Genomic DNA, 16,873 nt, shown 5'->3' with positions numbered 1-16,873 from the left:
GAGATCCTGATCGGTGGTGCTCATTGGTGGCTCTCCTCATGGGAGCTGGGGCGTTGCCGCCCGGCTAGATAGGCTGAGATGGTCTTGTCGATGTCGCCGGCGATGGCGGCGATGTCGCGCACGAGTCCCCCATCCACCCATTCCAGGCGGCCGTCGCCGAGGCGAATGTCGGGGTCGCCCATCACCACCAGGCGCCCGGCAAAGCCGGAGGTCTGCATGTGGGCGGTGGCAATGTCGCGAATGCCGTCGGCGAGTTCGGGGTGGCAGCGAATGACGAGGTGAGGCACGCCGGCAAGATTCTGCATGCACTCGGCGATGAGCGCTTCCAGTTCCACGGTCGGGTACCGGGCGAGCAGGTGCAGCGCCAGCTTGCGGCCGATCGAAGACGCCAGCTCTATGCCCTGGCGGCGTATCTCGGCGCTGGCATCATCAAGCGCGGCGGCCATCTCGACACTGCGCGTCGCCAGCGTTCCGGCGGCAGCCGCAAGGGTCTGTGCCGCCATGGCTGCGGCATTGGCCTGCCCCGCGGCCAGACCCTCGGCGTAGCCTTCCTCCCGGGCCTGCTGCACCATCTGCATGGCGACTTCTTCGGGAATGGTCGGGACGGGAACCGGCGCCGGTCGCGCCGGAGCGCTATCCGGGCGCTGGGCTAGGTCGAGGTCGAAATTGAAGCGGGCGACGCGGGCTGCCATTTACGCCACCATCTGGTCGTCGGCTTTGGTCTTGAGGATGACGATCTCGCCCTTGGCCGCCATGTCCTTGGCAGTCGCGACCATGCGACCCTGCGCCTCGTCGACATCCTTGAGCCGCACGGGGCCCATGGCCTGCATGTCCTCGCGCAGCAGCTTGGCCTGGCGGGAGGACATGTTGGCAAAGAAGGTTTCCTTGACCTGTTCGCTGGCGCCCTTGAGCGAGATCGCCAGCTCCTTCTTGTCCATCCGCGCCAGCAGGGTCTGGATGGCGGAGGCCTCGAGCTTCGCAAGGTCCTCGAAGGTGAACATCAGCGCCTTGATGCGCTCGGCGTCGTCTCGGCTGGTTTCCTCGAGCGTGGTGAGGAACCGCGCTTCGGTCTGGCGATCGAAGGCGTTGAAGATTTCCGCCATCTGCTCGTGGCTATCGCGGCGCTTGGTGTGATTCAGCGTCGACATGAACTCGGTGCGCAGGGTCGCCTCGATCTTTTCGAGGATTTCCTTCTGCACCGGGTCGAGCCCGAGCATGCGCTGCACGACGTCCATGGCCAGCTCTTCCGGCAGCACGGCGAGCACCTTGCTCGCATGCTCGGTGGCGATCTTGGACAGCACCACGGCAATGGTCTGGGGGTATTCGTTCTTGAGATAGGCCGCCAGCACATCGGCCTGCACGTTGCTGAGCTTTTCCCACATGTTGCGGCCCGCCGGACCGCGGATTTCCTCCATGATGGCGTCCACCCGCTCCTGCGAGAGGAAGCTGAGCAGCAGCCGTTCGGTGGAGTCGGTATTGCCGGCCAGCGAGCCGTTGGAGGAAATGGTGGTGACGAACTCGATCATCAGGTCGTCCAGCATTTCCTGGGTGATCGGGCCGAGGCGCACCATGGCGCGCGAGAGTTGCTTGATCTCCAGCTCGTCCAGTTCGTCGAAGATCGGCTTGCCATAGTCCGGTCCGAGCGCCAGCAACAACGCTGCGGCCTTCTCGTCTCCTTTCAGCACGCGCTGGTTCGACGCTTCGTTGCCGATCGTCAGCTGCTTGCCGGCGAGGGCCTGGGGTTCGGGTTCAGCGGATTGGGAAACGAGGGCCATGAGGGTTATGCAGCGCTAGAGAGCCAGTCGCGCACGATCAGCGCGGCCTGCTTCGGGTTTTCTTCGACCAGGGTGCCGACGGTCTTGAGCGTCTGGAGCTGGGTCTCGCCCATGGACTTGGCGTTGGCGACCCAGGCCGGGGTCTTGTCCTTCGGCTCCTCGACGACTTCCGGCACCACTTCGCCATTGGCCGCCAGCACGCCATGGTGGCCGAGTTCGGCTGCGGTTGGCAGCGCCAGCGGCGCCTGTTCCGGGGTCAGCACCTTCTTGAGCAGCGGCCGCATCACGAACAGGATGAGGGCGAGCGCGATCAGCAGGGTGACGGCCATTTCGGCGCCGTTCATCAGGTCGTCGCGGGTGAAGTCGAGCAGGCCGGCGCTGGCGTCGGTGCCCGGCGGGGCGAGTTCAGGACGCTCGGCGAACTGCATGTTCACCACTTCTACCGTGTCGCCGCGCGCCGCGTCGTAGCCGACGGCAGAGCGGACCAGCGTCAGGATCTGCGTGATTTCTTCGGCGCTGCGCGGGGTGTAGGTGGTGCTGCCGCTTTCGTCGGTCACATAGCTGCCGTCAACGACCACGGCCACGGACAGGCGCTTCAGCGCGCCGGCCTCGGTAACGGCTGTCTGGGTGGTCTTGTTGATCTCGTAGTTGACGACTTCCTCGCTCGAAGTGCCCTGCTCGCTCGGGCCGGCAGCGGCATTCTCGCTAGCCCCGGGCAACTCGTTGGCGACGGTGACCTGACCATTAGCGCCTGCGGACAGGTTCTCGCTTTCACGGGTCTGGGTCGAGCGAACTACCTGGGATTCCGGATCGAAGGTCTCCGAAGTCGTGGTGGAGCGATTGAAGTCGAGTTCGGCGGCAACTTCGACGCGGGCGCGGCCGGCGCCGACCACATTGGCCAGCATATCCTCGAGGCGAGTGCGCAGCCGGTTCTCGTAGCCCAGTGTCCGCTCGTCGGCTTCGCCCGCGAGCAGGCCGGCAGTGTCGTCACCGGTGCCGGCGGCCAGCAGGTTGCCGCGGTCATCGACGATGGCGACGCGGGATGGGGTGAGGCCCTCGATGGCGGAGGACACCATGTGCTGGATGGCGCGGATTTCACCGGCGGAGAGCTCGCCGCGGACCGACAGGACGATGGAGGCGGAGGGGTCCTTGCGCTCGCGGCGGAACAGTTCGCGCTCGGGCAGGACGAGGTGGACGCGAGCCGCCTTGATGCGATTGAGCGAGGTGATGGTGCGGGCGAGCTCGCCTTCCAAGGCACGGATATTGTTGACGTTCTGGACGAAGCTGGTGGCGCCGAGCGTCGACTGCTGGTCGAAGATTTCGTAGCCCACCTGACCGCGGGTGGGCAGGCCTTCACCGGCCATCGTCATGCGCAGCGTGGTGATCTGGTCGCGCGGAACGAGGATGGTGTCGCCTTCGCCGCGGAGCTCGTAGGGGACGTTGAGGGTCTGGAGCTCGGTGACGATTGCCGAGGAATCCTCGAGGCTTAGGCCGGTATAGAGCGGGGACAGCGTCGGGGTCTGGGCGCGCAGGATCAGGAAGGCGAAGAAGCCCAGCATCAGCACCGCCACCGTGGCCATGGCGGCAAGCCGCGGCAGGCCAATGCGGTTGATCAACTGGGTAAAATTATCCACGCCCCGTCCCACTTTACGGCCCCGAAGCGGGGCTCTGTTGGTGGGCAAGAATTACCTAGTGGATGGTAAACAAGCTCTTAACCGACCGTTGCAGTTTGCAAAATCTGGGCAGAAACTGCCCCATGAAGGCACCATTTCGGCCGCAAAGATGAACGGAGGTGAACGAAGGATGAAGGTTCTCGGACGGGTCACTTCGATCAATGTGAGGAAGGTCCTGTGGGCCCTGGACGAACTCGCGCTGCCCTATGAACGGGAGGACTGGGGGCTGCCGCTGCGCGATCCCAAGGTGCCGGAGTTTCTGGCGCTCAACCCCAACGGGCAGGTCCCGGTGATCCGCGACGGCGATGTGACGCTGTGGGAGAGCACCGCCATCCTGATCTACATCGCCGACCGCTACGGAACCGGACTGTTGCTGCCGACCGACCATTCCCGGCGGGGACAGGCGCTGCAGTGGCTGGTGTGGCAGGCGACCGAGCTCAACCCAACCTGGGGCTATGCGGTCAATGCCCGGATCAGGAACACGCCGGGCTATGACGATCCTGCCAAGGTGCGCGAGTCGATCGCTCGCTGGGCGGCGAAAATGCAGATACTCGAAGAGCATATGGCGGTGGACAGGGAGTTCGTCGATGGCGCGTTCTCGGTCGCGGACATCGCTCTCGGGCTGTCGCTGCACCGCTGGTACGCGGTGCCGGAGGTGAAGCCGGATTTCCCGGCGGTATCGGCCTATTACATGCGGCTGAAGGAGCGGCCGGCGGGGGCGACGTGGATGGGGGCGGAGACGCCGTAGGGCTCCACTCCTGCCGAACCCCTCACCCGTCTCGGGCTGCGCCCGATCCACCCTCTCCCGCAAGGGGAGAGGGAGGCTCCGTGTTTGCCGCACGCTCCGCAAGGGGAGAGGGAGGTCCCGAGTGCGCCACAGCCCCGATGCCCCCTTCTCCCCTTGCGGGAGAAGGTGCCCCGAAGGGGCGGATGAGGGGTGCTACTCACACCCCTCGCTGGACGACTGGCACGGGTCCGTATGTGTGTCGGGCTTCAGCAGCGCGGCCGTTTCCGCAAGGGACACGAACTCGCTGCGGTAGCCGCCCTCATCCTTGCCGCGGGCGCCCTGAGCAAGCTCGACGATCCCGTCCCAGCTCATGCCGGCATGGATGCTGCCCTTCAGCTTCTGGCCGAAGGCGGCGACAGCGGCGGCGAAGCGGAAGTCCTCGCCGACTTCGTCCACATCGGCTGCAACCAGATCCGGGGTGATCGGCTGCTCGATCAACCGGCTGATGGTCTCGCCCGGTTGCTTGTAGCGGATGCGGAGGAAGGCGATCTCGTCGCTCGCTGCCGCTGTTTCCGCCTCGGTGCCGTAGCGGAGCGGATCGACCAGGGCGGCATCTGAGCCGACGGGCGTGATCTCGTAGAGCGCCGTCACCGTGTGGCCGGCGCCGATGTCGCCGGCATCGACCTTGTCGTTGTTGAAGTCCTCGCGGTTGAGGGCGCGGGTCTCGTAGCCGATCAGGCGGTATTCCGACACGACAGCCGGGTTGAATTCGACCTGGATCTTCACGTCCTGGGCGATGGTCTGGAGCGTGCCGCCGATCTCCTCCACCAGCACCTTGCGCGCCTCGCTGAAGCTCGAGATGTAGCTGGCATTGCCGTTGCCGTTCTGGGCCAGCGCCTGCATGGTGTCGTCGCCGAGATTGCCCTGGCCGAAGCCGAGCACGGACAGGCTCACCCGATCGCGGCGGGCCGCGATGAAGCGCTCGAGTTCTTCGGGGTCTTCGATGCCGACATTGAAGTCGCCATCGGTGGCGAGGATGACGCGGTTGACGCCGCCCTGCACTAGGTTGTCCTCGGCCAGCCGGTAGGCGAGCTCGATCCCCTCGGCACCTGCCGTGGAGCCGCCGGCCCACAGCCCGTCGAGCGCGGCGATGATCGTCGCCTTCTCGGTGGCGCGGGTGGGCTCCAGCACCACGCCGGCCGAGCCGGCATAGGCGACGATCGATATGGTGTCGTTGCCCGACAGTTGTTCCACCAAGAGCGAGAAGGCGCGCTTGAGCAGCGGCAGCTTGTCGGCCTCGTCCATCGAGCCGGAGGTGTCGATGAGGAAGACGAGATTGCTCGGGCGGTCCTCGGTCACCGGCGGCTCATAGCCCTTGATGCCGATATGGATCAGTTGCGTCGCCGGATTCCATGGCGTCGGGTAAACGGCGACGGACGGACGGAACGGCACCTCGGCGCTTCCCGGCGCGGGGTAGTCATAGGGGAAGTAGTTGATCAGCTCTTCCACACGCACAGCGTCGGGTTCGGGCACCATGCCGTCCTCGAGCATGCGGCGCACATAGGAATAGCTGGCCGTGTCGACATCGACGGAGAAGGTCGAGACCGGCTCCTCCGCCACAACCTTGAGCCGCTGCTCATCGAAGCTGGTGAAGCTGTCGCCCTTCGGCTCGGCCGGCGCCATGAAGTCGGCGCTGCGGGTCAGGCCGCCTACCGGCGGGCTCGAGGGCGCCGGCATGACGATTCCCTGAGGCGCCACTTCGCTTTCCATCAGCACGGCAGGTGGCGGCGGCGCGGTGTCGGCGATCTCCGCCGTGCTGGTTGCGGCATCCGCCACCGGTTCGGGTGCCCGCGGCTGGACTTTGGCAGGACTCTGCGGAGCGGGGGCTTGGGCCAGTTCTTCCCGCACCGGCTGCGGCGCGACCACCGTGTCGGCAGGGCTGAGGGCCGTGGTGGAATAAAGCTGCCAGCCGAGCGGCAGGATCAACAGGGCAATGGCGGCGGTGCCGACCGGAATACGCATGTCCATGATCGAAATCCCTCTGAAGGACGAGACGATGGACGTGAGACGGCGGCGCCAGCCGGCACCTTTGGTTGCGGGTGCAGATTTCTTTGTCTGCTCCGCCTCGAAGGCAGCACGGGCAGCAGCGACGGCAGCGGCGCGGGCATCCGGCCGCGGCGGGGGCGGCTCGACGCCGGAGAGCCGGCGAAGCGGATCGTCGGGATGTTCGGTGCTCATAGGAGCCCCCTCAAAGTCTTGCGCGCCGCATGCACATGATAGGAAACCGTCGCCTCCTTGATGCCCATCACCTGGGCGGCATCGGCGTGACTGAGTTCTTCGGCATAGACCAGCAGCACCGCGTCGCGCTGCTGCTCGGGCAGTTGTCGCACCGCCGCCCATAACTGCCGGCTGGTTGCCGTGGTCTCCTGGTCGGCCGCCTGTTGCGATGGCGCGACCTTGGCATAGGCATCGACGTGCCGGCTGCGCCGGGAGCGGGCACGCTGCATGTCCCGCACGGCATTGAGCGTGATGCGGTAGAGCCAGCTCGAAAAGGCGCTCCGCCCGTCGAAGCCAGCGATGGCGGCGCCGAGCTTGATGCAGACCTCCTGCGCCACGTCCTCGGCATCGCTCGGGTTGCCGCACCAGCGCCAGGCGGTGCGGTAGATGCTGTCGTAGTGCCGCTCCACCAGTTCGGCAAAGGCCTCGTGGTCGCCATTGCGGGCGCGAACCGCCAGCGCATCCGCCGCAGGCGCGGGGGTGTCGCTGGAGGAGATGGCGGTTTGTGCTGTCACGGGTGGGTCAACTCGCGCCATACTGTGAGCGGCATTGTAGTGCTAAGACGCCGCTGCCCGAGCAAGCCTTTGGCCCTTTACGCAGGATTTTTTGCCGTGTCCGAGGACAAGCCGACCGATAGCCCGTTCAAGCTCAACCGTGGCCGCATCCTGCTGCTGGTGATGGGCGTAGTGCTTGTGCTGATTGCCGTCTCCACCTGGATGGGTGGGATCAATGCCTACCAGCAGTTGAAGCAGGCCAATGCGGAAGCGACGAGTGCGGCGCCGGAGACAACGACGCGGTAACGCACCCATGAAACCTCGTAGACCTCATGGTGAGCGTGTCGAACCACGAGGCCGGTAACACCGGGGCCGCGACCTCGGTCCTTCGACAGGCTCAGGATGAGGTCTACGAGAGGGCGGTGAGGTTCAGGCCACCAGCGCCTGCGGCACGGCTTCGGCGATGAAGCCGCCGCCGAGCACTTCGCTGGTGTCGCTGTCGTCGGCGTAGAACACGCAGGCCTGGCCGGGCGAGATGCCGTATTCGCCGGTGACCAGCGTCACCATCACCGCGCCGTCCACCATCTGGATCACCGCCGGCTGCGGGCCGCGGGTGGAGCGCACCTTGACCTCCACCGGCGCGCCATTGCCGGCGGCAGCCTCTGCCAAGGGTCGGGCGCCGAGCCAGTTCACGTCGCGCAGGCGAACCGTATGGGTCTTCAGCGCTTCGCGGGGACCCACGATAACGCGCCCGGTGCGGTGGTCGAGCTTGACGACGTAGAGCGCCTCGCCCGCGGCAATGCCGAGGCCCTTGCGCTGGCCGATGGTGTAGTTGACGATCCCGTCGTGCTTTCCGAGGACCCGGCCGTCCATGTGGACGATCTCGCCCTCGGCCAGGGCCTCGGGGTGCATCTTGCGGATGATGTCGGTGTACTTGCCCTGCGGCACGAAGCAGATGTCCTGCGAGTCGTGCTTGTCGGCGATCTCGAGCCCCATCTCGCGCGCCAGCGCGCGCACTTCCGGCTTCGACATGCCCCCGAGCGGGAAGCGCAGATAGTCGAGCTGCTCGCGCGTAGTGGCGAACAGGAAATAGGTCTGGTCGCGGTCCCCGTCGACCGGCCGCAGCAACTGGCGGCGCCCATCCGGGCCGAGCCGCGACTGTACATAATGTCCGGTCGCCAGCGCATCGGCGCCCAGGTCCTGCGCCACCGCCATCAGGTCGACGAACTTGACGCTCTGGTTGCAGGCGATGCACGGCACCGGCGTCTCGCCCTGCTGGTAGGCATTGGCGAAGGGCTCGATGACGGCGTTGCGGAAGCGCTGCTCGTAGTCGAGCACATAGTGCGGGATGCCGAGGGCGGCAGCGACGCGGCGGGCATCGTGGATGTCCTGGCCGGCGCAACAGGCGCCCTTGCGATGCACGGCCTCGCCATGGTCGTAAAGCTGCAGTGTTACGCCCACGACCTGGTAGCCCTGACGGGCAAGCAGGCCGGCGACGACGGAGGAGTCGACGCCCCCGGACATGGCGACAACAACGCGCGTGTCCTCGGGGCGCTTGGGCAGATCAAGCGAGTTCAGCATCACCAATTCAATCCGGTTGGGGTCAAGGGCCAGCGGACAAGCCCCGCTCATACCGGTTTTGGTGGCCAGCCGCAACGAAACTGCCCGGGAGGCGGCAGCTTTTGCCGGGCAGGGGCGGAGATGGGAACACGCTGATTGCTGCTAAGTATCAGCCGTAGCTAGATTTTCCTGCTTGGCACTGCCTTTGCATCGAAGCGGATGGATTCATCTGTTCTGTGAGGCCGCTGCCGTGGCATCCGCGCTAACCGTCACTCCTGCTGCAACCGGTACCGCCCGCCCCTTCGGCGCCAGCGAGCCCGATACCGACGCCCTGGGCGGGTTTGCGGCGCTGCTCGACGGCAACGAGCCGGCAATCGGCACCTCCAGTTCGACCACGCGCAGCGGCGGCGGGATGCCCACGGACCTGGCGAACCTCGTCAAGCTCGCACTCGGGTTCGGCGAGCCGGGCGATGGTGCCGAAGGCGAGGAACCGGAAGCCGGCGATGCCGTCGCCGCCGTGATCGCCGCGCCCGTCACCCAAACGGACCTCGCTGACATCGAGACGGAATTGACCGAGTTCGTCGACAGCCTTGCGGCATTGAAGTTGGCGCTCGATGCCGGCGAGCCGATTGACCCCGAACTGATCGAAAAGATCGACGGCCTGCTGGCCAAGCTGGGCGAGGCCCTGGGCCTCGACCTCGATGCTCCTTCCACGGACCTGTCTGAGGCCGACGGCACCGCCGGTGCAGGTCTCTTCCAGCAACTGGCTGCGGCGCTGCTGCCGCTCGGCCAGGGCATGGCCGAGCAGGCGGCGACGCAGCAGGATGCCGCTGCCATGGAGGCCGCGCGCAAGCTCGGCGTCCGCCTCGAAGCGCTCGCCAACGCCCTCAGCGGCGCCGATGCGGACCTGCCCGAGGCGCTGCAGAACGGCGCCGCCGCCAGCGACGACCTCCGGCAGGCGATCGAGCGCCTGCTGAAGGGCGCGGCTTCGGCCGAGGTGGTTCCGGAGGAGCCGGAACTGGCGGCACCGGTGTTGAAGCTCAGCGAGCCTGTGCTGGCTGGCAAGCCGGCGACGGAACCGGACAAGCCGACCGCGACGCCGCCGACACCAGCGGCAGAGGCAAAGGTCCAGCCACCGTCGGAACGGACGGACCCTGCTGCGGAGCGTCCGGTGCGCACTGCCGAACCCGCCCCGCAGGCACCGGTCGCGCCCGCAGGGGAGCAGGCGGCTCCGACGGCGGCCGCCGGGACGCCCGACACCAGCCTGCGGGTGGATGCGCCGGCGCAGCCGCGTGTCATCCAGGCCGGCTACCAGACCAGCCAGCAGCAGTTGAACCTGCCGCAGCTCGCCTTCGAGATCGTGCGGCAGGTCAATGACGGCAATACCCGCTTCCAGATCCGGCTCGATCCGCCCGAACTCGGCAAGATCGACGTGCGGCTCGATATCGACCGCAGCGGGCAGGTGACGGCGCGCCTGACGGTGGAAAAGGCCGAAACGCTCGACCTGATGCAGCGCGACCAGCGCGGCCTCGAACGGGCGCTGCAGCAGGCAGGGCTCGACAGCCAGAAGACCAATCTCGAATTCTCGCTCAAGCAGAACCCCTTCGCCGGCCAGGGCAACCAGGGCCAGGACGGGCAGGGGCAGGGCAGGAATGGGTTCGGCGCGTCGGCTACCGAGGCCCATGAGGAGCCGCAGCCGACCGTCAATCTCTACCGCGGCAGCCTGACGGCCAGCGGCGTCAACATCATCGCGTGAGGAACTGAGCCATGGCCATAGACGGCGTTTCCGGAACTTCCGCCACCTCGGGTCTCGACACCTCGCGGCGTACCATCGCGGGCAATTTCGACACCTTCCTGTCGATCCTGACCACGCAGCTCAAGAACCAGAACCCGCTCGATCCGCTCGACACCAACCAGTTCACCGCGCAACTGGTGCAGTTCACCGGGGTGGAGCAGCAGCTCAAGACCAACGAGTTCCTCGAAACGCTGATGCTGTCGAGCCAGAACACCGCCAAGTCCGATGCGGTGAGCTATATCGGCAAGCAGGTGACGGCCTCCGGCAAGACCGGCGAACTGACCGACGATTCCGCCGTGTTCTGGAGCTACAATGCGGCATCCAACGTCGCCAATGCGGCCGTGACCATCAAGAATGCGCAGGGGCAGGTGGTCTATACGGAGATGGGCTCGCTCAATGCCGGGCCGGGCACCTTCCGCTGGGACGGCATGGGCAGCGACGGCAATGTGCAGCCCAACGGCATCTACACCATCGAGATCACCGGCACCAACCTCGCCGGCAAGCCGGTGGAGGTGAGCACCTCGTCGGTGGGGATCGTCACCGGCGTCGACTTCACCGGCAGCGTGCCGGTGCTGCAGGTTGGGCGGTCCAAGGTGGCGATCACCGACGTCACCGATGTGCGCATTCCCGAGGTCGTCACGCCGCCGGTCGAGGACGACGGCGGCGAGGACGAGGAGGCCTGAGGCCTCCATTCGGTCCCGCCCTGGCCCGGAGCACAACTGGCCCGAGCCGGTACAGTTTAGATCAATTCTTTGAATTTCATGGCTTTTCTTAACGGGTTGTAAGCAAGCCCTTAGCCGAATTTTAAGGCCGCTCTCCTACTCTTGTCTGCATATGGTCAGGTTGAGTAGAGAGTAAAATGACCGTACAAATGCGTCCACGCGTTAAGTACGTTATCGGGCCGGACGGCAGTCCGTTGACGATTGCCGATCTTCCACCCGCGAACACCCGCCGCTGGGTCATCCGCCGCAAGGCCGAAGTGGTGGCCGCCGTTCGCGGCGGGCTGCTCAGCCTCGAGGAAGCGTGCGAACGCTACACCCTCAGCGTCGATGAATTCCTCAACTGGCAGGCCGCCATCGACAAGCACGGCCTCGCCGGATTGCGCACCACCTGGATTCAGCATTACCGCGAAACCTGAGGTTTTGCGCCGAGTTCATGCAAGAAGGCCCGCCGGGATGACCGGCGGGCTTTTTGTTTGTCGCGGCTGTTCACGCCCCCGCCGCCCCGTAGCTGGCACGCAGGAACTCGGTCGGCGTTACGGGCTTGCGGCCGAGGAGGTTCTCGAGATCGCCGGGTTCCCGATCCCATTCGCCGGCATTGATCCCCTGCACCCAGGCGAGGGCGAAGCGAGCCGCGGGCTGGGGCAAACCGGCTGCCATCAGGTGAGCGATGTAGTCCTCGTCCGCGCCGGGGACAAAGGGCACCGGGTTGCCGCTGATCTCCGACAGGATGCGGCCGACATCGGCGAAGGACACGGCTGGGCCGCCGAACAGCGAGTAAGTCCTGTTCTCGTGGCCGGCCTGGCTGAGCACGACGGCATGGGCTTCCGCCAGATCGTCGCGCGAGGCGAAGCCGGCCTTGCCCGAGCCGGCTGGGACGTGGACGCCGGTTTCGCACGCGTTGCCCGCCAAGTAGAACGGAATGCTCTCGAGAAATGGCGGATGGCGGACCAGGGTGTAGGTCAGGCCGGAGGACTTGAGCCGGTCCTCGGCGAATATGTCCTCGCCGGTGACTTCAGGCAGGGTGAAGGCGGAGCCCGCCTTCCGGATGATCGGCATATAGACGATGTGCCCGACGCCGGCCTGCCGTGCCGCGCTGATGACGTTGTGGTGCTGGGTGTTCCGGTCGGTAAAAGCGGTGGCCGAAACCAGCATCAGCTTGTCGATACCCGCGAAGGCGCGGACGAGGTTGTTCTGGTCGAAATAGTCGCCCTGGCGGATATCGATGCCTTCGGCGATGAGATCGGCGGCCTGAACGGGGTTGCGCGCAAGACCGGCGAGATGGTTCGCGGGCACGCGCTTGAGAAGGTGTTTCAGGGTCGACCGGCCGATATTGCCGGTGGCGCCGGTGACGAGGATCTTGGTCATGGTGTTTCCGTCCGGTCCTTTTTTTCACGTCGACATTGACGCCGGGCTCAATTAGGGCGAAGCAAACCTCTCCACCAGTACGGACTATTTGGTAAGTGTCGGAAAGGAGACCCATTGATGGCCCCGATATTCCATTGCGGATTGGAAGCCGTGCTCGCGGTTCTCGGCGGCAAGTGGAAGCCGCTGATCCTCTACCACCTCGCCGGCGGCGCCAAACGGACGGGTGAACTGCGGCGGCTCGTGACCAATGTCAGCGAAAAGATGCTGATCCAGCATCTCAGGGAACTGGCCGATGACGGCATCATCCGCCGCATCGACTTCCAAACAGTGCCGCCGCATGTCGAGTACGAATTGACGGACCTCGGCCGCAGCCTCGCCGAAGTTCTGGCGCCGCTGTGCGCCTGGGGAACGCGTCACACCGATGAGGTCGCCCAGATCGTGCAGAAGCGGCAGCGGGCGGCATAGGTAGGCCGCGACCCGTAAGTGGGTCGCGACTTTGGTACAATATCAGTCCAGCGGCTTGAGGCCCGCTTCGATCTGGGCGCGGCGCCCTTCGAGGAAGGGCGGCAGCGACAGGCTCTCGCCCAGGGTTTCCAGCGGCTCGTCGGCGGTGAAGCCGGGGACGTCGGTGGCGATCTCGAACAGGATGCCGTTGGGCTCGCGGAAGTAGAGCGAGGTGAAATAGAAGCGCTCCACCTCACCGCTCGAGCGAATGCCGAAGCGGTTCACCCGCTGGATCCACTGCGCCAGCGTATCCTGATCGGGGGTGCGGAAGGCGACGTGGTGGACGCCGCCGGCGCCGGGGCGGGCGCGCGAGAGGTTCGGGTCGACCACCACATGCAGTTCGGCCGCCGGGCCGCCGGGGCCCATCTCGAACGCATGGGTTTCCGCCATGCCGTTGGCGGCGGGGTAGTGGCGCACCTTGCGCATGTTCATCACCTCGGTGAGCATGACTTCGGTGGGCTCCAGCGACGGCACCGCCAGGCTGATCGGCCCAAGGCCGATGATCTGCCGCTCCGTCGGCACCGGCGACTTCGCCCAGGGCACGACCTTGTTCTGCTCGTCGATCACTAGCCGGAAGCGCTGGCCCTCGAAATCCTCGAAGTCGAGCGAGAGCTGCCCGTTGCGCGGCTTGATGGCACTGGTGCCGACCCCGTGGGTCTGCAGGTGCTCCTTCCACCAGTTCAGCGTCTCTTCGCTGTCGACGCGCAGCCCGGTGCGGCTCACCGTGTGGTTGCCGCGGCGCTCGCGCAGGGTGTTGAAGTCGAAAAAGGTCAGGTCGGCACCGGGGGAGGCGACGCCGTCACCATAGAACAGGTGGTAGGCAGTGGTGTCGTCCTGGTTCACGGTCTTCTTGATCAGCCGCATGCCCAACGTCTGAGTGTAAAACTGGACGTTCTTCTTCGCCTCCGCCGTGACGGCGGTGAGGTGGTGGATGCCTCCGAGTTCGAGCTTGGTCATGGCGTGTCTCCTGAAGCCGCGGCGCGGCGCTGTTGAGGAGAATGTAGTCCGCCGGGGAAAGGTTGTGCAGGTGGACAATGGCAACGCACTGGTGCCGATTGGTGAACGGTGCCATCGTCCCGTAGACCTCCTGGTGAGCCTGTCGAACCACGAGGTCGCGGCCACCGAAGCCGGCGCGGACGACCTCGTCCTTCGACAGGCTGAGGATGAGGTCTACTGAAGCTGCAGCGCTCCCACCGATCACATCTTGCCGAACCCGCTTCCGTCCGCCGTTCCGCTGCGTTACAGCTGGCGAACAAAGGAAGAACAAAATGGTCGCCCTCACCATCAGCCAGAAGCTCGCCGTCCTCGCCGACGCCGCCAAGTATGACGCCTCCTGTGCCTCCAGTGGTAGCGAGAAGCGCAACAGCGCAGGCACGGGCGGGATCGGCTCGACCGAGGGACACGGCATCTGCCACTCCTACGCGCCGGATGGCCGCTGCATCAGCCTCTTGAAGGTGCTGCTGACCAATTTCTGCATCTATGACTGCGCTTATTGCATCAACCGCTCGTCCTCCAATGTGCAGCGGGCGCGGTTCACGGTGGAAGAGGTCGTGCGGCTGACGCTCGACTTCTACAAGCGCAACTATATCGAGGGGCTGTTCCTCTCTTCGGGCATCATCCGCTCGCCCGACCACACCATGGAGGAACTGGTGCGGGTGGCGCGCACGCTGCGCGAGACGCACCGGTTTGCCGGCTATATCCACCTCAAGGTCATCCCCAATGCCGATCCGGCCCTCCTGGCGGAAGCCGGCCGCTGGGCCGACCGGCTCTCCACCAATATCGAGCTGCCCACCGACGGGGCGCTGGAGACCCTGGCCCCCGAAAAGAAGCCGAGCGAGATCCGCACCGCCATGGCGCGCCTGCGCGGCAAGCTAGACGAGGCCGAAGATGCGGCGCCGAAAAAGGGTGCGCTCAACAGCAAGGCGAGGCCAGCCCGCTTCGCCCCCGCCGGGCAGTCGACGCAGATGATCGTGGGGGCCGATGGCGCCAGCGACGCCGCCATCCTGACGCGGGCGGCGGGGCTTTATTCCGGCTATCGGCTGAAGCGCGTCTACTACTCGGCCTTTTCGCCCATTCCCGATGCCAGCTCCCGCCTGCCGGTGGCGGCACCGCCGCTGATGCGCGAGCACCGGCTCTACCAGGCGGACTGGCTGATCCGCTTTTACGGCTTCGACGTGCCGGAGATTGTCGAGGGTGGGGAGGCGGGCCATCTCGACCTTGCCGTCGATCCCAAGCTCGCCTGGGCGCTGAAGCGGCGCGACCAGTTCCCGGTCGACGTCAACCGCGCCCAGCGCGAGATGCTGTTGCGGGTGCCGGGGCTGGGGGTGAAGACCGTCGACCGCATTCTCTCCACCCGCCGCCACCACCGGCTGCGGCTCGACGACGTGGCGCGCATGGCGGGCTCGATCGACAAGGCGCGCCCCTTCATCGCCGCGGCCGACTGGTCGCCGGGCGGGCTGACCGACGACGCGAAGCTGCGCCAGAAGCTGGCGCCGCCGCCGGAGCAGTTGGCGCTGTTCTGATGCTGTCGGTCCGCCTCCAGTCGATCAACGACGTTGCCGAATGGCGCGGCAAGGCGCGCCAGCTGCTCGCCGCGGGCGTGCCGCCCGAACAGGTCGTCTGGCGCACCGAGGGCGACGAGAACGGCCTGTTCGAAGCCGGCGACTCGATGCTGCCCGAGGCGAAGCCGGGCACAGTGGGGACGGTGCCGCGCCAGTTCATCGAGGCGGCGGAGATCGCCATCAACCATTCCGACCCGCAACGCTTCGCGCTTTTGTACCGGCAGTTGTGGCGGTTGCAGAAAGATCCCGGATTGCTTGCCGATGCGGCAGATGCCGGTAACGGAAAGCTGTCGGAATTCTGCAAATCCGTGCGCCGCGACAGCCACAAGATGAAGGCGTTCGTCCGCTTCCGCTCCATCGCCGGACCCGATGGCGGCGAGCGTTTCGCCGCCTGGTTCGAGCCCGAACACTATACCCTCGAGATGACCGCGCCCTTCTTCGCCCGCCGCTTCGCCGGCATGGTCTGGGCGGTCGTAACCCCTTATCGCTCCGCGTTTTGGGACACCGAAACCCTGATGTTCGGCCCCGGTGGCCACAAGAGCGACGTGCCGGCAGAGGATGCGGTCGAGGAGGACTGGAAGACCTATTTTTCTTCGATCTTCAACCCGGCGCGGCTCAAAGTGTCGATGATGAAATCGGAGATGCCGGTCAAATACTGGCGCAACCTGCCGGAAGCCGAGCGCATTGCGCCATTGATCCGCAATGCCCGGCAGATGGAGCAGGAGATGATTGCCCGCGCCGCCACCGAACCGCCCGCACGGCACCTGAGGCAGCAGGCGCGTGCCCTTGCCGAAGACGAAACGCCCGAGGAGATCAAGTCGCTCGCCGATGCGCGCGCAGCGATCGACGGCTGCCGCCGCTGTCCGCTCTACGAGCACGCCACGCAAGCGGTGTTCGGGGAGGGGCCGGCGCACGCCGAGGTGATGTTTGTCGGCGAGCAGCCGGGCGATCAGGAGGATCTTGCCGGTAAGCCGTTCATCGGCCCGGCGGGCCAGGTGTTGGACGATGTCGTTGAAAAGGTCGGCATCGATCGGCGACGGGTCTATGTCACCAATGCAGTCAAACACTTCAAGTTCGAGCCGCGCGGCAAGCGCCGCATCCACCAGCGGCCCGACGCCGGAGAGGTTGCGGCCTGCCGATTCTGGCTCAACCTCGAGATCGGCTTCGTCAAGCCCAAGGTGATCGTGGCGCTGGGCGCCACCGCCGCCACCAGCCTCTTGGGCAAGACGGCGACCATCAGCAAGCTGCGCGGTGCCCCGATCGAGATGGAGGACGGTACGACCCTGTTCGTCACCAACCACCCCTCCTACCTGCTGCGCATTCCGGACGCCGAGGGCAGGGCGCGCGAGCGCGCCAAGTTCGAGGCTGACCTGGTGCTGGTGCGCGATGCCGCCGCAGCAAACAAGAAGCGCTGAATCCA

The 16,873-nt window shown here is 66.0% G+C and carries 17 protein-coding genes; 9 read left to right on the top strand and 8 right to left on the bottom strand.

Annotated elements, in window-relative coordinates; genetic code table 11:
• Window positions 1–20: 20 nt before the first annotated feature.
• Genes ACFSX5_RS05410 through fliF form a run of 3 tightly spaced genes read right to left on the bottom strand, consistent with a single transcriptional unit; the run spans window position 21 to window position 3,409 of the window.
• On the bottom strand, window positions 21–692 hold the full coding sequence (locus tag ACFSX5_RS05410) for a hypothetical protein (protein WP_386832266.1): 672 nt from the start codon (window positions 690–692) through the stop codon (window positions 21–23).
• Entirely contained in the window at window positions 693–1,775 is a 1,083-nt protein-coding gene (gene fliG / locus ACFSX5_RS05405; protein ID WP_386832265.1) for a flagellar motor switch protein FliG, read from the bottom strand.
• A gap of 5 nt (window positions 1,776–1,780) precedes the next feature.
• Window positions 1,781–3,409, bottom strand: a complete 1,629-nt coding sequence (gene fliF / locus ACFSX5_RS05400) for a flagellar basal-body MS-ring/collar protein FliF (RefSeq protein WP_386832264.1) — start codon at window positions 3,407–3,409, stop codon at window positions 1,781–1,783.
• A gap of 169 nt (window positions 3,410–3,578) precedes the next feature.
• On the opposite strand from fliF, the gene ACFSX5_RS05395 reads away from it, so the two are divergent.
• Window positions 3,579–4,196: a glutathione S-transferase family protein gene (locus tag ACFSX5_RS05395; RefSeq protein WP_386832263.1), complete on the top strand. Its 618-nt coding sequence runs from the start codon at window positions 3,579–3,581 to the stop codon at window positions 4,194–4,196.
• Window positions 4,197–4,388: 192 nt separating this feature from the next.
• Here the strand turns inward: ACFSX5_RS05395 and ACFSX5_RS05390 are convergent, their stop codons facing one another.
• Both ACFSX5_RS05390 and ACFSX5_RS05385 read right to left on the bottom strand, forming a co-directional pair.
• Window positions 4,389–6,413, bottom strand: a complete 2,025-nt coding sequence (locus ACFSX5_RS05390; RefSeq protein ID WP_386832262.1) for a YfbK domain-containing protein — start codon at window positions 6,411–6,413, stop codon at window positions 4,389–4,391.
• Window positions 6,410–6,967, bottom strand: coding sequence for an RNA polymerase sigma factor (locus ACFSX5_RS05385; RefSeq protein WP_386832261.1), 558 nt, complete (start codon window positions 6,965–6,967; stop codon window positions 6,410–6,412). The genes ACFSX5_RS05390 and ACFSX5_RS05385 overlap by 4 nt, the downstream gene beginning before the upstream one ends.
• A 96-nt stretch (window positions 6,968–7,063) precedes the next feature.
• Between ACFSX5_RS05385 and ACFSX5_RS05380 the strand changes: the two genes are divergently transcribed.
• The gene (locus ACFSX5_RS05380) at window positions 7,064–7,252 is read left to right on the top strand and encodes a hypothetical protein (protein ID WP_386832260.1); all 189 of its coding nucleotides are present in this window, start codon (window positions 7,064–7,066) and stop codon (window positions 7,250–7,252) included.
• A 123-nt stretch (window positions 7,253–7,375) separates the two neighbouring features.
• Here ACFSX5_RS05380 and mnmA read toward each other — a convergent pair whose 3' ends face one another.
• Window positions 7,376–8,530 (bottom strand): tRNA 2-thiouridine(34) synthase MnmA, encoded by a 1,155-nt coding sequence (gene mnmA / locus ACFSX5_RS05375; protein WP_386832259.1) that lies wholly within the window; start codon window positions 8,528–8,530, stop codon window positions 7,376–7,378.
• Window positions 8,531–8,756: 226 nt separating this feature from the next.
• Here mnmA and ACFSX5_RS05370 point away from each other — a divergent pair, with 226 nt between their 5' ends.
• The 3 genes from ACFSX5_RS05370 (at window position 8,757) to sciP (ending at window position 11,439) form a co-directional block, all read left to right on the top strand.
• Entirely contained in the window at window positions 8,757–10,262 is a 1,506-nt protein-coding gene (locus ACFSX5_RS05370; RefSeq protein WP_386832258.1) for a flagellar hook-length control protein FliK, read from the top strand.
• 11 nt (window positions 10,263–10,273) lie between these two features.
• Window positions 10,274–10,984, top strand: a complete 711-nt coding sequence (locus ACFSX5_RS05365; protein ID WP_386832257.1) for a flagellar hook assembly protein FlgD — start codon at window positions 10,274–10,276, stop codon at window positions 10,982–10,984.
• A 176-nt stretch (window positions 10,985–11,160) separates the two neighbouring features.
• A complete protein-coding gene (sciP, locus tag ACFSX5_RS05360; RefSeq protein WP_386832256.1) occupies window positions 11,161–11,439 on the top strand; it encodes a CtrA inhibitor SciP in 279 nt (92 codons plus the stop codon).
• 70 nt (window positions 11,440–11,509) lie between these two features.
• Here the strand turns inward: sciP and ACFSX5_RS05355 are convergent, their stop codons facing one another.
• A complete protein-coding gene (locus tag ACFSX5_RS05355) occupies window positions 11,510–12,388 on the bottom strand; it encodes an SDR family oxidoreductase (protein WP_386832255.1) in 879 nt (292 codons plus the stop codon).
• A gap of 117 nt (window positions 12,389–12,505) precedes the next feature.
• Between ACFSX5_RS05355 and ACFSX5_RS05350 the strand changes: the two genes are divergently transcribed.
• The gene (locus ACFSX5_RS05350; protein ID WP_386832254.1) at window positions 12,506–12,853 is read left to right on the top strand and encodes a winged helix-turn-helix transcriptional regulator; all 348 of its coding nucleotides are present in this window, start codon (window positions 12,506–12,508) and stop codon (window positions 12,851–12,853) included.
• A gap of 42 nt (window positions 12,854–12,895) precedes the next feature.
• Here ACFSX5_RS05350 and ACFSX5_RS05345 read toward each other — a convergent pair whose 3' ends face one another.
• Window positions 12,896–13,849: a ring-cleaving dioxygenase gene (locus ACFSX5_RS05345; RefSeq protein ID WP_386832253.1), complete on the bottom strand. Its 954-nt coding sequence runs from the start codon at window positions 13,847–13,849 to the stop codon at window positions 12,896–12,898.
• Between the two features lie 70 nt (window positions 13,850–13,919).
• Here ACFSX5_RS05345 and ACFSX5_RS05340 point away from each other — a divergent pair, with 70 nt between their 5' ends.
• The 3 genes from ACFSX5_RS05340 (at window position 13,920) to ACFSX5_RS05330 (ending at window position 16,868) form a co-directional block, all read left to right on the top strand.
• On the top strand, window positions 13,920–14,069 hold the full coding sequence (locus ACFSX5_RS05340) for a hypothetical protein (RefSeq protein WP_386832252.1): 150 nt from the start codon (window positions 13,920–13,922) through the stop codon (window positions 14,067–14,069).
• A gap of 91 nt (window positions 14,070–14,160) precedes the next feature.
• A complete protein-coding gene (locus ACFSX5_RS05335; RefSeq protein ID WP_386832251.1) occupies window positions 14,161–15,414 on the top strand; it encodes a putative DNA modification/repair radical SAM protein in 1,254 nt (417 codons plus the stop codon).
• Window positions 15,414–16,868: a UdgX family uracil-DNA binding protein gene (locus tag ACFSX5_RS05330; RefSeq protein ID WP_386832250.1), complete on the top strand. Its 1,455-nt coding sequence runs from the start codon at window positions 15,414–15,416 to the stop codon at window positions 16,866–16,868. Before ACFSX5_RS05335 ends, ACFSX5_RS05330 begins: the two co-directional genes overlap by 1 nt.
• The last annotated feature ends 5 nt before the right edge of the window (window positions 16,869–16,873 follow it).

Origin of the sequence: Devosia albogilva (genome assembly GCF_042685625.1) — a bacterium.
GTDB classification, from domain to species: Bacteria; Pseudomonadota; Alphaproteobacteria; order Rhizobiales; family Devosiaceae; genus Devosia; species Devosia albogilva.
Note: the sequence above shows the minus strand (reverse complement) of the source record. Positions and strands in the feature narration are given on the sequence as shown.